This is a genomic window from Ruegeria sp. AB5 (assembly GCF_056542645.1).
On sequence record NZ_JBQGAE010000002.1, the window covers coordinates 346,322 to 361,006 of the forward strand.

Below are 14,685 nucleotides of genomic sequence, written 5' to 3' on the forward strand. Positions count from 1 at the left end.
GCCTCTTACCAGCCAAGGCCCTAGCTTAACGTGCAGTCAACGATAGTAAGGCAGGATTTTGGTGGTTTCCCTGATTCGTCGCGCGGCGCTGGTCGCGCTGCTTTCATCTTCCGTCGCGGCCCCGGCATTTTCGGATACCGGATCAGGCTCGTATTTGGCCGGGCGGCAAGCGATCTACGAGAAAGACTATTCCGCAGCCGAACGATACTATGCGCAGGCGTTGAAATCTGATCCGCAGAATGCGCTGCTGTTGGAAAGCGTCGTGGTCGCGCGTTTGGCTTTGGGAGAAATCGAGCGCGCCTTGCCGATTGCACAGACAATAGAAAAGGCCGGTTTGGCCAGTCAGGCGGCGCGGATTGTCATTTCCGCCAATCTCATTGCCAACGGTGAGCTGGATGACTTGCTGGCCCGCGATCCCGAAACGCAAGGCGTGGGCCCTCTGGTTGATGGCCTCATGACCGCCTGGGCGTATCTGGGGCAGGGTGAGATGACCAAGGCGATGGATCAGTTCGACGAGGTCTCGTCGCAAGAGGGCCTGCGCGAGTTTGCCTTGTATCACAAAGCCATGGCATTGGCCTCTATCGGTGATTTCGAAGGGTCCGAGGCGATTCTTGCAGCCGACGAAGGGGCTGTTGCACGGTTCTCGCGCCGCGCAGCTTTGGCCCGGGCCGAGGTTATGTCGCAACTCGACCAGAATGAAGACGCCCTGCAATTTCTGGATGAGGTGTTTCAGGCCGGAAGTGATCCGTCGATCGAAGATTACACCAACCGTCTGACGGCAGATGAAACGCTGCCTTTCACGCATGTGCGCACTGCGCAGGATGGGATGGCCGAAATTTTCTTCTCGGTCGGGGCTGCGCTGAACGCCGAGGCCTCTCATGATTACGTGCTGCTCTATTCCCGCACGGCCAGTTTCCTGCGTCCGGATCACGTCGATTCCATCCTGATGAGCGCCGAGCTGCTGTCGGAACTTGGTCAGCATGATCTGGCGGTTGAGGCTTATCGTGCAGTGCCGCCGGGTAGTACAGATCATCATGTGGCTGAGTTGGGACGAGCCGAAGTGCTGGGGCAGTCCGGCAGGATTGAGGCCGCTGTCGAGGTTCTGCAATCTCTGGCGGCGCAAAAGCCGGATCTGCCCAGTGTACACATTGCCTTGGCCGATTTGCAGCGGCGCCAGGAAAGCTATGCGGCTGCGGTCGAGTCCTATGACACCGCGATCGGCCTGACGGACACCGCATCTCGTGGAAACTGGTTCCTGCACTATGCGCGTGGGATTTCTCATGAACGGTTGAAGCAGTGGGATGAGGCTGAGGCCGATTTTCGTCGCGCGCTGGAACTGAACCCGGATCAGCCACAGGTTCTGAACTATCTGGGCTATTCGCTGGTCGAACGGCGTGAAAAGCTGGATGAGGCGCTGGACATGATCGAGCGCGCCGTCGCGGCGCGTCCGGATAGCGGCTATATTGTTGACAGTCTGGGGTGGGTTCTGTTCCGCCTTGGTCGCTATGAAGAGGCCGTGGGGCACATGGAACGCGCGGTCGAGCTGATGCCGGTTGATCCTGTGGTCAACGACCATCTGGGCGATGTCTACTGGGCCGTTGGGCGCGCGCGTGAGGCTGAATTCCAGTGGAAACGGGCCCTGTCCTTCGTTGATCCCGAAGACACCGATGGTGAGGCTGATCCTGAGCGTATCCGCCGCAAGCTTGAGGTCGGTCTGGACGCGGTTCTGGCCGAAGAAGGCGCCGACCCGCTGAAGGTCGCCAATGGCAACTAAGGCCTTTGCGCCGGCCAAGATCAATCTGACCCTGCATGTGACCGGCCAACGCGCGGACGGGTATCACCTTCTGGATTCGCTCGTGGTCTTCGCCGATCTGGGGGATCAGCTGGAGTTTGATCCGGGGTCAGAGCTTTCGATCACGGTTGCCGGAGAGCATGCAAAAGGCGTCCCAACAGACAGCCGTAATCTTGTCTGGCAAGCAGCTGAGACTGTGGGTTGGACAGGCCACATCTCGTTGAACAAGGTACTGCCGCACGGCGGAGGAATTGGCGGGGGGTCGTCTGATGCGGCGGCCACGTTGCGCTATGTTGCCAAGCAGGGTTACGATTTCGTGTCTGATCTGCCGATCTCGCTTGGGGCGGACATTCCGGTTTGCATGGTGGCCCGGGCGGCGAGAATGCGTGGGATCGGAGAGCAGGTCGAAGCATTAAGCTTGCCCGAGATGCCTGCATTGCTGGTGAACCCGGGCGTCGACGTTCCAACAAGTGCGGTATTCAAGTCAATGGCATCGCGGGACAATCCCGCAATGCAGCAAGATATTCCAACGTTTGAGGGTTTGGAGGATTGTGCCGAATGGCTATCGGACCAAAGGAACGATCTTCAGAATCCGGCCATGGCGCTTGCGCCTCAGATCAGGCAGGTGCTTGAGGACCTGGCAGCTACGCAGGACGTACTTTTGGCGCGGATGTCGGGTTCGGGATCGACCTGTTTTGCGCTTTACCCGTCGATGAAGGCCGCACAGTTCGCGGCCTATGAGATCGGGGCGGCCCATCCGACCTGGTGGTGCCGCGCGACCCAGCTCAGCTAAGCCGCGCCACCACGTAATTCGCCAATTCGCGCAGCAACGTGCGGATCTCGTGATCCGGCAGAACATCCAGGGACGCTTTGGCCTTGTTGGCCCATCCCAGCGCATCCTGACGGGTCGCTTCGAGGGTCTGATACTTGTTCATCAATCTCAGCGCATGCTCCAGATCACCCTCTTCCTGACGACCCCGCTCGATGGTCCGCTCCCAGAAGGCGCGCTCGTCCGATGTGGCCTGTGCCACGGCCTTGATCACAGGCAGTGTCAACTTGCGTTCCCTGAAATCGTCTCCCACGTTCTTACCGGTCGTTTTGCTGTCGCCCTGATAGTCAAGCAGATCATCGGCAATCTGAAAGGCGATCCCCAACGCGTCCCCGTATTCAAACAGAGCCTTTACCTGCGTTTCCGACGCACCGGCAATGACGCCGCCCACTTCGGTCGCGGCTGAGAACAAGGCTGCGGTCTTGCCGCGTACAACCTGCAAGTACACGGCCTCATCCGTGCCCAGATCGGTGGCTGCGGTCATTTGCAGCACTTCGCCCTCGGCAATTGTAGCCGAAGCATTGGCGAGAATGTCCAGAACCCGCAGAGACCCGGTTTCCACCATCAATTGGAAACTGCGGGAAAAAAGATAGTCGCCAACCAGTACGCTGGACTTGTTGTCCCACAGCAGGTTTGCGGTCGGCCGCCCGCGCCGCTGCGCACTTTCGTCAACCACATCGTCATGCAAGAGGGTCGCGGTATGAATGAACTCAACTGTCGCGGCCAGACGCACGTGATGCTCGCCCGCATAGCCAAACAGTCGCGCCGCCGCCAATGTCAGCATCGGGCGCAGACGCTTGCCGCCCGCTTCGACCAGATGCGCTGTCACCTCGGGAATACGAGGCGCGTGGTCGGACGCCATCCGCGTGCGGATCAGCGTGTTCACCGCCTCCATTTCGCCCGTTAGTATTTCGGCTAACCGCTCATGCGGTTTCGAGATTGTGCTGACGTCCATCACACTCCTGATACAAGGCTCGACTTCTGCCTTGCCTTGCCCTTACATCCATCCCCATGAAAGAACTATTGCGCAGCACCGATCCGACAATCCTGGCTTTTGCATCCGCCCTTCTTGAAGGCGAGGATATAGACTGCTTTCAGATGGACGTAAATATGAGCATCCTGGAAGGCGGGATCGGAATCTTTCCTCGCCGTCTTATGGTCCGAACCGAAGACCTGACCCGTGCCGAGCGCGTGATGCGCGACAACGAGATCCCGCTGGGGCGATGACCCGCTTCGATGATCACGCCCTCAGCCGGAATGACTTTCTTGGCGGACAGCTGCGTTTGTGGCAGCCCGTCTCGGGATATCGCGCTGGGGTAGATCCTGTTTTGTTGGCAGCTTCTGTGCCTGCCATTTCGGGCCAATCAGTGCTGGAACTTGGGTGCGGTGCCGGGGCAGCGATCCTTTGTTTGGCCGCCCGGGTGCCTGGACTGGATCTCTGCGGCGTCGAACTCCAACCGGCTTATGCGGAATTGGCCCGCCGCAATGCCACGGATAACGCGTTCAGGGTGGATGTTGTTCAGGCCGATCTGACCGCATTGCCAGCCGAGCTGAAGCAGCGACAATTTGACCTTGTGATCGCCAACCCGCCGTATTACCGCGCAGGGGCCCACAGCTCGGCCAGCGATCACGGGCGCAAGATCGCCTTGGGTGAACAGACGCCTTTGACCGAGTGGTTCGATGTGGCCACAAGACGACTGGCCCCGCGCGGTTACCTGCACATGATCCAAAAGGCTGACCGCCTGCCGGATATGTTGATGGCGTGTCAGCGGCGGTTGGGATCGGTCGAAGTATTGCCTTTGACAGCGCGGACAGGCCGAGAGGCCGAGTTGGTGATTCTGCGTGCACGCAAAGGTGGACGGGCGTCATTTCGGCTGCATGCACCTGTGATTTTGCATGTGGGCGACCGGCATGAACGGGACGGTGAAAGCTATTCCCCCGAAGTCTCTGCGGTACTGAGAGATGGCGCTGCCCTGGGCCCGTTTCACACTGATCGGCAATGACCAGCCGAATTTGTCGGATTTGTTACAGATTCTGTGCGCCTGCAGCGTGACAGGGTGGAAACGATGTGCTCAACTTCTTAGGTGATATCTAGACATTTAAACAAGGAGGATCGCCATGAGCGTGAGCGCACATCTGACGGAACTGAAGAAGAAGCACGAATCTCTCGGTCTCGAAGTGGAACAAGCCCAACGCTCGCCAGGCATCGATGATCTCCATGTCGCCCAGCTCAAAAAACAAAAACTAAGGCTAAAAGAAGAGATCGAGCGCCTGTCGACTTAGCCCTTCAGGCTGGCGCGTGCCGCAACCACGGCACCGCCCGTTATCAAAACCGCCGCGATCGCCAGTGTCCATGTTGGCATGGCGATCCCGGCAAGAACCAGAACAACAGTGGACAACAAAGGCGCAGCATAAGAACTGGTTCCCAGCATCTGAATATCGCCCAGTTTGACGCCAATATCCCACACATAGAACGCCAAACCTACAGGCCCCAGTCCCAGGGCCAGTGTTGATACCCAACTGAGCGTTGAGCCCGGCCAGACGGTTGTCTCCAACACAAAATGCAGGGCCCACGACGCAATGGCCGTCAGCACGCAGAACACAGCGACCGAGCTTGTAGGGGTTTCGCCCAGTTTTCGGGACAGAACCGAATAGCCGGACCATGTCAGGGCGCAGAGAAAGGCAAGCGCATAGCCGGGGAGGTGGTCGAGTTGAAACCCCGCACCCCCGCCTCCGGTGATGATCAGCGCCGCGCCTGCAAAGCCCAGACACGCTCCGACAAGGTGGCCGGCGCGCAGGTGCTCGCCGGGCAGCAGACCCGAGAACAGTACAATGAGCAGTGGCCAGAGATAGGCGATCAGACCTGCCTCAGCCGCAGGAGCCATTCGCAGCGCTGAGAAATAGAGCGCATGGTAGCCGAACAGGCCGATGGTTCCGAAGGCGTAGATCTTCCAGTTGATGGTACGCAGCTTTGAAAGCCCTCCAGACCTCCATGTCCAGATCAACCCCAGAAAACCGCCGATACTAAAACAGATGGCGTTCAGCAACAGCGGCGGTGTCGGGGCTGAGCCGACCGTAAAAAGGGCCAGCAGAGACCAAAGCAGGACCGCGATGAACCCGATGGCAGTGGCGCGATTTCTGGTCATTTGGCTGAGACGTCTTCCACGGGGATGATGGTGAACTCATCCGAGATATGCGCGGTCTTTTCAATCTCGGACGCGAACCAATCGCGGAATGCCGCGACCTGTGGTCGGTTTTCCGCCCCGGGCAGACACAAAAACCGAAACCGCCCCTTGGTTTCGATGGCTGTTTTGAAAGGGGCGACAAGGCGCCCCTCGATCATATCCTTGATGATCATGGCCCGCCGTCCCAACGCAACGCCCATCCCCGCAACTGCGGCGTCAATCGCGTGATCTGCATTCGAAAAATGTGCGCCATGTGTCGGTGTGAACTTTATGCCGACAGCCTGAAACCACGTGGGCCAATCGGCAGGCGGTTTCAGAAACGCGATTGAATCATCGTGTATCAGAGGGGCATCGCGCAGGCTTTCGGGCGTTGTGAATTGCTCGGCCAGTTCGGGTGTCATGACTGGGGTCAGCCATTCTTTGCGAACCGGTAAGCAGTATAGTCCATCGTCCTCACCATGGCCAAACCGGATCGCGACATCCACATCGTCATGTTCAAGATCCATGTTGCGCAAGGTGGCAGAGAACCTCAGATCGATTTCCGGATGCGCGCGCGCAAAGTCATAGAGGCGCGGTGCCAACCATTTGGCCGTCAGCGCAGGCCCGGCTGTCACTGTCAGCGTGGTGTTGTCCTGCAATCTGCGCGTTGCGGCCCAAGCAGACTTGAGCGTCGCGAACCCTTCAGCCGTTCCGGGCGCAAGTGTTTTGCCTGCTTCGGTCAGATCCACTGCTCGGTTCAGGCGTTTGAACAACGGGTGCCCCAAATGTTCCTCAAGCGATTTGATCTGGAAGGACAGAGCTGCGGGGGTCACGTTCAGCTCGTCTGCGGCCTTGGCAAAAGACATATGGCGCGCGGCGGCGTCGAAAGCCCGTAATGCGGTAAGAGGGGGAAGCCTGTCGCTCATTTGAGTTAAGTAAATCTTATCTGAACAGTTGAAAACTCTCGTTTGTACGTCTTGAAATCAAACGTCATATTCAACCCAAGTCAAGTTCAGCTTTAGTCAAGAGGATATGTCATGATCGAGATGTCGACAAACCCGTCCGTTCAAGCTGCGATCCGTCGCGCGCACAAGGAACGCAGCAAAGTTGTTCATCAGGCCTGGGGATGGTTGTTCGGTTCCCGCTGACCGCAGCGCGCGCGGGCTTACGGGATTAAGAAGGGCCGGTCTGAATGGACCGGCCCACTTTCGTTGCGATGATCCAAGATCAGACGAAGAACTGCGCACCGTTTGCCGAAATGGTCGAGCCATTGATGAACTGCGAATCATCCGAAGCCAGGAAAGCCACGCAGCGGGCGATTTCTTCCGGTTCACCCAGTCGGCCCGCCGGGATCTGTCCGATGATCGATTCACGGACCTTCTCTGGTACGGCCATCACCATTTCCGTTGCGATGTATCCGGGGCAGATCGCGTTGGCCGTGATGCCTGCACGCGCGCCTTCTTGTGCCAGTGATTTCACGATGCCAAGGTCGCCAGCCTTGGTGGCAGCATAATTCACCTGTGCGAACTGGCCTTTTTGCCCATTGATCGAGCTGATGACGATAACGCGGCCAAATTTCCGTTCGCGCATTCCGGGCCAGATCGGATGTACTGTGTTGAACACGCCGGTCAGGTTGGTATCGATCACATCTTTCCACTGGTCTGGGGTCATTTTGTGGAACGGCGCATCGCGGGTGATACCTGCATTGGCCACCACGATGTCGATGGGGCCAACCTCGGCCTCGACTTTTTCGAGTCCCGCTTTGGATTCGTCATAGTCGGCCACGTTCCATTTGTAGGTGGCGATGCCGGTTTCACCGGTGAACTTTGCGGCGGCTTCATCGTTTCCTGCATAGGTGGCCGCAACATTGTACCCTTCGGCCTTGAGCGCCTTGGAAATTGCTGCGCCAATGCCGCGGGAACCGCCGGTGACGAGTGCTGTACGTGCCATTTAGGAATCCTCCAAATTTAGTCGGCTTGGTAATTCTGTTACTCTGAGGGGTCGGGTTGCGCAATATCGTTTCGTCAGTATTTTGATCTTTCCGGTCTTCAATATTGTCGCATCCAAGAGATATCGATGAATTGTAACAAAAAAGGGCGCCGGATAGGCGCCCTTTCTATTGGGAAGTCAAGGCACTTAGTCGCGCTCCACGCACAGCGCAACGCCCATGCCGCCACCGATGCAAAGAGTCGCCAGACCCTTTTTGGCGTCACGGCGTTTCATTTCGAACAGCAGCGTGTTCAGAACCCGGCAACCCGAGGCGCCAATCGGGTGGCCGATGGCAATCGCCCCACCGTTGACATTCACGATCGATGGGTCCCAACCCATGTCTTTGTTTACGGCACAGGCCTGCGCGGCAAAGGCTTCGTTAGCTTCGACCAGATCCAGATCGTCAACCGACCAGCCCGCTTTCTCGAGCGCCTTGCGCGAGGCATAGATCGGGCCAACGCCCATGATCGACGGGTCCAGACCAGCTGTGGCGTAAGAGGCAATACGGGCCAGAGGCTCGATTCCGCGCTTCTCGGCATTTTCAGCCGACATCAGCAGGGTGGCTGCCGCACCGTCGTTCAAGCCCGAGGCGTTGGCCGCGGTGACTGATCCGTCCTTGGTGAAGGCAGGGCGCAGTTTGGCCATGGCTTCCATTGTCGCGCCGTGGCGGATGTATTCGTCTTTGTCCATCACGATGTCGCCCTTGCGGGTCTTGATGGTGAAGGGCACGATCTCGTCCGCGAACTTGCCAGCGTTCTGTGCCGCTTCGGCTTTGTTCTGCGAGGCAACTGCGAATTCGTCCTGCTGATCCCGGCTGATCTGCCATTTCTCGGCGACGTTTTCAGCAGTTTGGCCCATGTGATAGCCGTTGAAGGCGTCCCACAGCCCGTCGCGGATCATGGTGTCGATATATTTCATGTCGCCCATCTTATGACCGGCACGCAAGGCAGCGGCATGGGGTGAGAGGGTCATGTTTTCCTGCCCACCGGCTGCGACGATGTCCGCATCGCCCAGCTGAATGTGCTGGGCACCCAGAGCAACAGCCCGCAGACCCGAACCACAGACCTGATTGATGCCCCAGGCCGCGCTTTCCTGCGGCAGACCGGCGTTGATATGTGCCTGGCGGGCAGGGTTCTGGCCCTGAGCGGCTGTCAGTACCTGACCCATGATGGTTTCGCTGACTTCGCCTTTTTCAACTCCGGCGCGTTCTACAACTGCTTCCAGGACGGCGGCGCCCAGATCATGTGCAGGGGTGTTCGCAAACGAGCCGCTAAAGCTGCCGACGCCTGTACGCGCGGCGGATGCGATTACTACATTGGTCATACAATCAGTCCTTTACCGTCATGGTCCTGTGGGAAATCTGACGGCGCAGGGCGCAGAGTATCCCTCTGCATGCAACAAGAGCGCCCGGTGTTCCCCGCTCCAGTACCTCTTGCCATAGCGCAACGCTGCATGCGCAGCAACGGACAGCTTGTCTCAGCGTCAGCCAAAGCAGGTCGCCGTGCGCCGGTATTTCAATTAAGTTCCTGTTCTAGAAGTACTTTCCGGGTTCCACGGTGGGGATATCGTTGGCGCACCGAACAAATATCCCTGCAGGCAATCCACGCCGCATGCTGTCAGAAACGCGGCGTCCTGCGGATTTTCGACCGATTCGGCCGTGATCAAAATCTCAAACTCGCGCGCAACTGCGATCAAGGCTCGGACCAGAGCCTGATTGTCCGGGTTGCTGCTGACGTCACGCACGAACTGACCGTCAATTTTTGCGGCATCAAACAGAAATTCCCGAAAGTGCCGAAAGCTGAAGTTGCTTGCGCCAAAATCATCCAGCGCGAACGCAATGCCGCGTTCTTGCAACCGGTCCATCAGATCGATGACAAGTTCCGGTACCTGCATGGCCGAACTTTCCGAGATTTCCAGGATCAAACGTTCCCCCAAACTTCTGTCGCGCTTGAGAAAGCGATCCAATATCCGTGACCAGTGCGAGTATCCGATAGACCGCGCAGACATGTTTATGGACAGGCGGATGTCAGGGTTCTGCACCAAGGTTCGAAGGCCCATTTCCAGCGCAACACAATCCAGCTGGCGCCCAATAGGTGTGTTTTCAACCTGCGGCATGAAATCCCGCGCGGGGATCACCCGCCCGGTTTCGTCCAGAACGCGGATCAATCCTTCGTAGAACGCGACGCTGTGCGGAGACTGGGCCTGAATAACCGGCTGAAAAGCCAGTTTGCATTGTTTGTGCTTCACAGCTTCGGTGGCCATATACAGCACGGAACGATCCCTGCTGGATACAGCTGAAGACAGGGGGCTGTCTGCCCCTGGTGGTAAACCTTCATTTTCCTTGTCTGGCATGACCCATGAATCCCCGAGCGATCCCGCATTGATCTTGGGTCACAGTGTCAGGGGAAACAGGTGAATCTGTCGTTAACGTGTGTCGGATTTTCTGTGACTAGCGTGCGGACTGCCAGGCGCGCCCTAAAGACGCTGCCGCCCCGAAGACGGCACCCATCACACCCAACATCATCATTGCAAATCCCAGCAGGATCAGGGCGGACACGGCGGTGCCGATGGCTGCAATCATTGCCAAAACCAGACCAAAAAGTCCTACTGCAGTCGATACAGTTGTTACGCGGGTCATTTCGGCCTCCGGTCACTGGTTACGCCACACCTGACCGCCGATATGGACTGCCCATGGCGGATTTCAAGTCACGTAGCCATGCCGATAGCGTGTATCAGGCCCGCTTTGCTATGGAATTAGGCGGATTTTCACCGAACTGCTCGAATCCGGGCGTTCCCTGGTCTTCGGGATGCCGCGCAAGATGCTTGGCCTTGATCTGTTCAGAACTGTCCCTGCTGCCATCGTGGCTGTAGCCTGGCGGCGCAAAACAATAGGCCAACCTTTGGCGCAGCGTCAGTCCGGATTGGGTCGCATCGCGCCATATACCGACCCATTCGTGGAACGCGACGCGCAGCGGGTTGAAGGTACCGATGTTGTGCACCAGACCATAGTCGACGCGGTCGTCCTCCTGCTCGGGGACGAACGTCCCGAACATCTTGTCCCAGATGATGAGGACGCCCGCATAGTTGCAATCCAGGTAGCGTGCGTTGCGACCGTGATGGGCACGGTGGTGGCTGGGCGTGTTCATCACCGCCTCGAACCAGCGGGGCATTTTGCCAATGGCTTCGGTGTGGATCCAGAATTGATAGATCAGGTTCAAACCGCCGACAAACAGAACCATGGCAGGGTGGAACCCCAGCAGGATCAGCGGTGCGCGGACCACCATCATGAAGGTAAACGTATAGGTCCAGGTTTGCCGAAGCGCGGTGGTCAGGTTGTAGTGCTGTGAACTGTGGTGGTTCACATGGCTGGCCCAGACCCAGCGAATGCGATGACCAAAGCGATGCACCCAATAGTACCGCAGGTCATCCAAAACGAAACACAGGATAATCACAGGAATCGAAGTGCCCAGGTTCAGGGGTGTGATCTGCCACAGCCACATGAAGAACCCGTAGGCGATAAACCCCAGCAAGAAGCCGGACGCAATGTTGCCCGCCCCCATGATCAGCGAAGTTACGGCGTCTCTGGTCTCATACCGACCCCCACGTTTTTTAAGCGTGATCCAAAGAAATTCAGCCAGAATCGCGGCAATGAAAAAAGGTACCGCCCATTGTACGGCGTCGGGAAAGCTCACGTGGTCGGTCATGAGGGGTCCATCAGATTCTGCCAATGCTGGCGTTCGATGTCGTCCAAGTGAACGACAACCTTGGGTGTGGCGAAATCGTGAAAGCGGAATTCAAATCCGTTTGGGTGTTCGATCCAATCGTAGTCCAGAAGATGCCGTGCCACGGTGTCTGCCCCGAAGGACCAAATTATGCCCGGTCCCGCGTCGGTCCGAACCAACGCGGCATGGCCATCAAGCGAGACGGTAACATCGATCACGACGTCATTGGGAAAATGACGCAGCCAGTCCGACTGCGCGGTCTCAAGGGTCAGGATGCGCTGCTCTGACCGACCGCTGAAATGCAGTAGCAGTGTGATTGCGGCAATCCCTCCGACCACAAGAACAAGCAGTATCTCAAGCGGCATGACCTTCTCCCCGCCGGCAGAGTGCAAAGCGGGGAGGTCTCTGTCAAAGGTGGCGTGGCGTCATGTGTGGACGAGGCTCTTGCCACGTCCGTTTCGTCAACAGATCGGATGCATGAAAAAACCGGCCAGTTCGGGCCGGCTTTCGCTAGGTGTTTTTAATACAATGTGTTTTCGCCCTAGTTCGAAATCGTCATGGTGGACGTGTCCCCTTTTCCCTTCTCTCGCGTAAAGGTAATCTGATCACCATCGATAGTCACTTTTTGGCAGTCTTCCGGCAGTTGGTTTTTGCCGATAATCACGTTTCTGCAGAAGTATTTCTTGTTCCAGACCCAGGCGCCGACAATTTTCCCATTCTTGCCAGCGTCGCCCTGGATTTTCCCGTCCGCCGAAACGATCAGCCAAGTATTTCCGCTCACCAGTTTTTTGCCGTCGACGACCTCAAGAAACTGACTTTCCTTGCGAATTTCCTTGGCTTTGGCAGTAGCTGCCGCGACCATGGCAATGCTTGCTACTACGGCCAGCGAAACAAATTTGTTCATAAACCTTCTCCCTCGTTAAAACCGAAGGACTTTAGCATGATTCTCAGGCGGTTCTTAGCTTTTTGAATCGACGAGAGTCGAAACAATCGCTTTGGCACTGTCCGAGTTCCATTCAGCATCGCCGATCAGGCGGGCGATCTCATTGCCATCCGGGTCGATGATCACCGTAATCGGCAAACCGATGACACCCATCTCACGCGCAACAGCCTGCGAGGGGTCCTGATGGCGGGGCAGGTTATGGATGCCGTTTTCTTCGAAGAATTTCTTGATCCCGGCGGGTGAGTTGCGCCCGGTGGCCAGTGTCAGAACCTCGAATTTATCGCCGCCGAATTCTTGTTGCAGTTCTGCAATCTGGGGCATCTCTTTTCGGCATGGGGCACACCATGTGGCCCAGAAATTCAACAGGACGTATTTGCCCTTGTAGTCCGCAAGAGACCCGGTTCCGCCGTCATCTTCCAGCTGAAACTGAACCGCTTTCACGGGTTTGGGTTCTTTGTGCAGGATCAGGCGTTTCAGGCTGTCTTCCCGCAGCGGTGCGAGTGTCTCGGCATCCGCAGCCAAAGCCGCGTTTGCACCCAGCGCAAGGGCCATATAAAGGGGGATCAGACGAAATAGGCGCATATCAACTCCGGGTTTTCTTACATGACCGATCAATCTTCGAACCAGATGTGGGGCGGCCGCTTTGCCGCCGGTCCAGACGCGATCATGGAGGCAATCAATGCCTCGATCGGGTTCGATCAGCGGATGGCAGCCCAGGACATCGCAGGCTCGCGCGCCCATGCAGCCATGTTGGCTGCCACAGGCGTTATAACTGATAGTGATGCTGAAGCTATTCGGGAAGGGCTGCTCACCGTATTGTCAGAAATTCAGAGCGGGGCGTTTCAGTTCTCGACCGCGCTGGAAGACATCCACATGAATGTCGAGGCGCGCCTGAAAGTGGTCATTGGCGAACCCGCGGGCCGTCTGCACACGGGCCGGTCGCGCAATGACCAAGTGGCAACGGATTTCAAACTGTGGGTCCGTGATCAGTTTGATGCCGCCGAAACCGGCCTGCTGGCGCTGATCCGCGCGCTTTTGGCGCAGGCTGAGGCCGGGGCGGATTGGGTCATGCCGGGCTTTACCCATCTGCAAACCGCGCAGCCGGTCACCTGGGGTCATCACATGATGGCATATGTCGAGATGTTTGGCCGCGACCTATCCCGCGTTCGCAATGCCCGCGCGCGGATGAACGAATCCCCGCTGGGCGCTGCCGCGCTGGCTGGCACCTCTTTCCCCATCGACCGGCATATGACGGCCGAGGCGCTTGGATTTGACCGCCCCGCCGCGAACTCGCTGGACGCGGTCAGCGACCGCGACTTTGCGTTGGAGTTCCTGTCGACCGCCTCGATCTGCGCCATTCACCTGTCGCGCTTTGCCGAAGAACTGGTGATCTGGTCCTCGGCCCAGTTCCGCTTTGTCACCTTGTCGGACCGGTTCTCAACCGGCTCGTCGATCATGCCGCAAAAGAAGAACCCGGATGCGGCGGAACTGATCCGCGCCAAGGTTGGGCGCATCTATGGCGCCAATACCGCGCTGATGATGGTGATGAAGGGCCTGCCGCTGGCCTATTCCAAGGACATGCAGGAAGACAAGGAACAGGTGTTTGACGCCGCCGATAACTGGATGCTGGCGCTGGCTGCTATGGAGGGCATGGTCAAGGACATGACCGCCAACCGCGACAGCCTGGCTGCGGCCGCCGGGTCCGGGTTTTCAACCGCGACCGATCTGGCCGACTGGCTGGTGCGGGTGCTGGGCCTGCCCTTCCGTGATGCGCATCACGTGACGGGATCGCTGGTGGCCATGGCAGAGGGCAAGGGATGCGACCTGCCCGATCTGACGCTGGAAGACATGCAATCCGTTCATGCCGAGATCACCGAGGATGTCTATTCTGTCCTTACCGTCCAAAACTCGGTAAACTCGCGCCAGTCCTATGGTGGTACGGCCCCCGATCAGGTGCGGGCCCAGATCGAACGATGGAAGGCGATGGTATGATGTTTCTCGTGCGCATAGCTGTGATCGTAGCGGCCGGTTTCGCATTGGCCGGCTGCGGCGCAGATGGAGAGCCAGTGCAGCCGACGGCAAGCCTTGGCGTCGGCGTCGGCTCCAGCGGAACCTATGTCGGAGGCGGCGTCGGTCTGAGGCGCGGAGGCTTGGGGATTTATTTGGGCGTCTGACGACTCGCCAGGTTGCAATTTATTGCGAACCCCCCATTTAAAATCGGTTGCACTTGGGTGCGGCCTGAACCC

18 protein-coding genes are annotated in these 14,685 nt (G+C 57.9%); 7 read left to right on the forward strand and 11 right to left on the reverse strand.

What is annotated here, in order from left to right; translation table 11 throughout:
* Window positions 1-58: 58 nt before the first annotated feature.
* Complete coding sequence (locus ACR0L4_RS07015) at window positions 59-1,774, forward strand: tetratricopeptide repeat protein (protein ID WP_480511650.1); 1,716 nt, start codon at window positions 59-61, stop codon at window positions 1,772-1,774.
* Window positions 1,764-2,585 carry a 4-(cytidine 5'-diphospho)-2-C-methyl-D-erythritol kinase gene (locus ACR0L4_RS07020; RefSeq protein WP_480511652.1) on the forward strand — a complete coding sequence of 274 codons (822 nt, stop codon included), beginning with the start codon at window positions 1,764-1,766 and terminating at the stop codon, window positions 2,583-2,585. The genes ACR0L4_RS07015 and ACR0L4_RS07020 overlap by 11 nt, the downstream gene beginning before the upstream one ends.
* On the opposite strand, the gene ACR0L4_RS07025 is transcribed toward ACR0L4_RS07020, so the two are convergent.
* Window positions 2,578-3,576, reverse strand: a complete 999-nt coding sequence (locus ACR0L4_RS07025; RefSeq protein WP_480511654.1) for a polyprenyl synthetase family protein — start codon at window positions 3,574-3,576, stop codon at window positions 2,578-2,580. The genes ACR0L4_RS07020 and ACR0L4_RS07025 overlap by 8 nt on opposite strands.
* A 56-nt stretch (window positions 3,577-3,632) precedes the next feature.
* Here ACR0L4_RS07025 and ACR0L4_RS07030 point away from each other — a divergent pair, with 56 nt between their 5' ends.
* The 3 genes from ACR0L4_RS07030 (at window position 3,633) to ACR0L4_RS07040 (ending at window position 4,904) form a co-directional block, all read left to right on the forward strand.
* Window positions 3,633-3,848 (forward strand): putative signal transducing protein, encoded by a 216-nt coding sequence (locus tag ACR0L4_RS07030; protein WP_117870413.1) that lies wholly within the window; start codon window positions 3,633-3,635, stop codon window positions 3,846-3,848.
* Complete coding sequence (locus tag ACR0L4_RS07035; RefSeq protein WP_480511656.1) at window positions 3,845-4,624, forward strand: tRNA1(Val) (adenine(37)-N6)-methyltransferase; 780 nt, start codon at window positions 3,845-3,847, stop codon at window positions 4,622-4,624. The genes ACR0L4_RS07030 and ACR0L4_RS07035 overlap by 4 nt, the downstream gene beginning before the upstream one ends.
* Window positions 4,625-4,739: 115 nt before the next feature.
* Window positions 4,740-4,904 carry a DUF465 domain-containing protein gene (locus ACR0L4_RS07040; protein WP_170749933.1) on the forward strand — a complete coding sequence of 55 codons (165 nt, stop codon included), beginning with the start codon at window positions 4,740-4,742 and terminating at the stop codon, window positions 4,902-4,904.
* Here ACR0L4_RS07040 and yddG read toward each other — a convergent pair.
* The 10 genes from yddG to ACR0L4_RS07090 all read right to left on the reverse strand — a co-directional run bounded on the left by yddG (window position 4,901) and on the right by ACR0L4_RS07090 (window position 13,021).
* Complete coding sequence (gene yddG, locus ACR0L4_RS07045) at window positions 4,901-5,767, reverse strand: aromatic amino acid exporter YddG (protein WP_480511659.1); 867 nt, start codon at window positions 5,765-5,767, stop codon at window positions 4,901-4,903. The two genes, ACR0L4_RS07040 and yddG, sit on opposite strands and share 4 nt — an antisense overlap.
* On the reverse strand, window positions 5,764-6,711 hold the full coding sequence (locus ACR0L4_RS07050; RefSeq protein WP_480511661.1) for a transcriptional regulator GcvA: 948 nt from the start codon (window positions 6,709-6,711) through the stop codon (window positions 5,764-5,766). Before ACR0L4_RS07050 ends, yddG begins: the two co-directional genes overlap by 4 nt.
* Window positions 6,712-7,012: 301 nt before the next feature.
* A complete protein-coding gene (gene phbB, locus ACR0L4_RS07055; RefSeq protein WP_170749930.1) occupies window positions 7,013-7,735 on the reverse strand; it encodes an acetoacetyl-CoA reductase in 723 nt (240 codons plus the stop codon).
* A gap of 186 nt (window positions 7,736-7,921) precedes the next feature.
* The gene (locus ACR0L4_RS07060; protein ID WP_170749929.1) at window positions 7,922-9,097 is read right to left on the reverse strand and encodes an acetyl-CoA C-acyltransferase; all 1,176 of its coding nucleotides are present in this window, start codon (window positions 9,095-9,097) and stop codon (window positions 7,922-7,924) included.
* A gap of 195 nt (window positions 9,098-9,292) precedes the next feature.
* A complete protein-coding gene (locus ACR0L4_RS07065) occupies window positions 9,293-10,126 on the reverse strand; it encodes an EAL domain-containing protein (RefSeq protein ID WP_480511664.1) in 834 nt (277 codons plus the stop codon).
* Between the two features lie 97 nt (window positions 10,127-10,223).
* Window positions 10,224-10,412 (reverse strand): hypothetical protein, encoded by a 189-nt coding sequence (locus ACR0L4_RS07070; protein WP_170749927.1) that lies wholly within the window; start codon window positions 10,410-10,412, stop codon window positions 10,224-10,226.
* 94 nt (window positions 10,413-10,506) lie between these two features.
* Window positions 10,507-11,478: a sterol desaturase family protein gene (locus ACR0L4_RS07075; protein WP_480511666.1), complete on the reverse strand. Its 972-nt coding sequence runs from the start codon at window positions 11,476-11,478 to the stop codon at window positions 10,507-10,509.
* Window positions 11,475-11,861, reverse strand: a complete 387-nt coding sequence (locus tag ACR0L4_RS07080) for a hypothetical protein (RefSeq protein WP_170749925.1) — start codon at window positions 11,859-11,861, stop codon at window positions 11,475-11,477. Before ACR0L4_RS07080 ends, ACR0L4_RS07075 begins: the two co-directional genes overlap by 4 nt.
* Window positions 11,862-12,037: 176 nt before the next feature.
* A complete protein-coding gene (locus ACR0L4_RS07085; RefSeq protein ID WP_480511668.1) occupies window positions 12,038-12,400 on the reverse strand; it encodes a hypothetical protein in 363 nt (120 codons plus the stop codon).
* A 54-nt stretch (window positions 12,401-12,454) separates the two neighbouring features.
* Window positions 12,455-13,021 (reverse strand): TlpA disulfide reductase family protein, encoded by a 567-nt coding sequence (locus ACR0L4_RS07090; RefSeq protein ID WP_480511670.1) that lies wholly within the window; start codon window positions 13,019-13,021, stop codon window positions 12,455-12,457.
* A gap of 21 nt (window positions 13,022-13,042) precedes the next feature.
* Here ACR0L4_RS07090 and argH point away from each other — a divergent pair, with 21 nt between their 5' ends.
* Together argH and ACR0L4_RS07100 are read left to right on the forward strand one after the other, a co-directional pair.
* The gene (gene argH / locus ACR0L4_RS07095) at window positions 13,043-14,431 is read left to right on the forward strand and encodes an argininosuccinate lyase (RefSeq protein WP_480511672.1); all 1,389 of its coding nucleotides are present in this window, start codon (window positions 13,043-13,045) and stop codon (window positions 14,429-14,431) included.
* The gene (locus tag ACR0L4_RS07100; RefSeq protein WP_480511674.1) at window positions 14,428-14,613 is read left to right on the forward strand and encodes an argininosuccinate lyase; all 186 of its coding nucleotides are present in this window, start codon (window positions 14,428-14,430) and stop codon (window positions 14,611-14,613) included. Before argH ends, ACR0L4_RS07100 begins: the two co-directional genes overlap by 4 nt.
* The last annotated feature ends 72 nt before the right edge of the window (window positions 14,614-14,685 follow it).

What these genes read in the sequence shown, in the direction of transcription:
- ACR0L4_RS07020 (WP_480511652.1), top strand. Translation starts at nt 1,764, where the DNA reads ATGGCAACTAAGGCCTTTGCGCCGGCCAAGATCAATCTGACCCTGCAT.
- ACR0L4_RS07025 (WP_480511654.1), bottom strand. Translation starts at nt 3,576, where the DNA reads ATGGACGTCAGCACAATCTCGAAACCGCATGAGCGGTTAGCCGAAATA.
- ACR0L4_RS07030 (WP_117870413.1), top strand. Translation starts at nt 3,633, where the DNA reads ATGAAAGAACTATTGCGCAGCACCGATCCGACAATCCTGGCTTTTGCA.
- ACR0L4_RS07035 (WP_480511656.1), top strand. Translation starts at nt 3,845, where the DNA reads ATGACCCGCTTCGATGATCACGCCCTCAGCCGGAATGACTTTCTTGGC.
- ACR0L4_RS07040 (WP_170749933.1), top strand. Translation starts at nt 4,740, where the DNA reads ATGAGCGTGAGCGCACATCTGACGGAACTGAAGAAGAAGCACGAATCT.
- yddG (WP_480511659.1), bottom strand. Translation starts at nt 5,767, where the DNA reads ATGACCAGAAATCGCGCCACTGCCATCGGGTTCATCGCGGTCCTGCTT.
- ACR0L4_RS07050 (WP_480511661.1), bottom strand. Translation starts at nt 6,711, where the DNA reads ATGAGCGACAGGCTTCCCCCTCTTACCGCATTACGGGCTTTCGACGCC.
- phbB (WP_170749930.1), bottom strand. Translation starts at nt 7,735, where the DNA reads ATGGCACGTACAGCACTCGTCACCGGCGGTTCCCGCGGCATTGGCGCA.
- ACR0L4_RS07060 (WP_170749929.1), bottom strand. Translation starts at nt 9,097, where the DNA reads ATGACCAATGTAGTAATCGCATCCGCCGCGCGTACAGGCGTCGGCAGC.
- ACR0L4_RS07065 (WP_480511664.1), bottom strand. Translation starts at nt 10,126, where the DNA reads ATGCCAGACAAGGAAAATGAAGGTTTACCACCAGGGGCAGACAGCCCC.
- ACR0L4_RS07070 (WP_170749927.1), bottom strand. Translation starts at nt 10,412, where the DNA reads ATGACCCGCGTAACAACTGTATCGACTGCAGTAGGACTTTTTGGTCTG.
- ACR0L4_RS07075 (WP_480511666.1), bottom strand. Translation starts at nt 11,478, where the DNA reads ATGACCGACCACGTGAGCTTTCCCGACGCCGTACAATGGGCGGTACCT.
- ACR0L4_RS07080 (WP_170749925.1), bottom strand. Translation starts at nt 11,861, where the DNA reads ATGCCGCTTGAGATACTGCTTGTTCTTGTGGTCGGAGGGATTGCCGCA.
- ACR0L4_RS07085 (WP_480511668.1), bottom strand. Translation starts at nt 12,400, where the DNA reads ATGAACAAATTTGTTTCGCTGGCCGTAGTAGCAAGCATTGCCATGGTC.
- ACR0L4_RS07090 (WP_480511670.1), bottom strand. Translation starts at nt 13,021, where the DNA reads ATGCGCCTATTTCGTCTGATCCCCCTTTATATGGCCCTTGCGCTGGGT.
- argH (WP_480511672.1), top strand. Translation starts at nt 13,043, where the DNA reads ATGACCGATCAATCTTCGAACCAGATGTGGGGCGGCCGCTTTGCCGCC.
- ACR0L4_RS07100 (WP_480511674.1), top strand. Translation starts at nt 14,428, where the DNA reads ATGATGTTTCTCGTGCGCATAGCTGTGATCGTAGCGGCCGGTTTCGCA.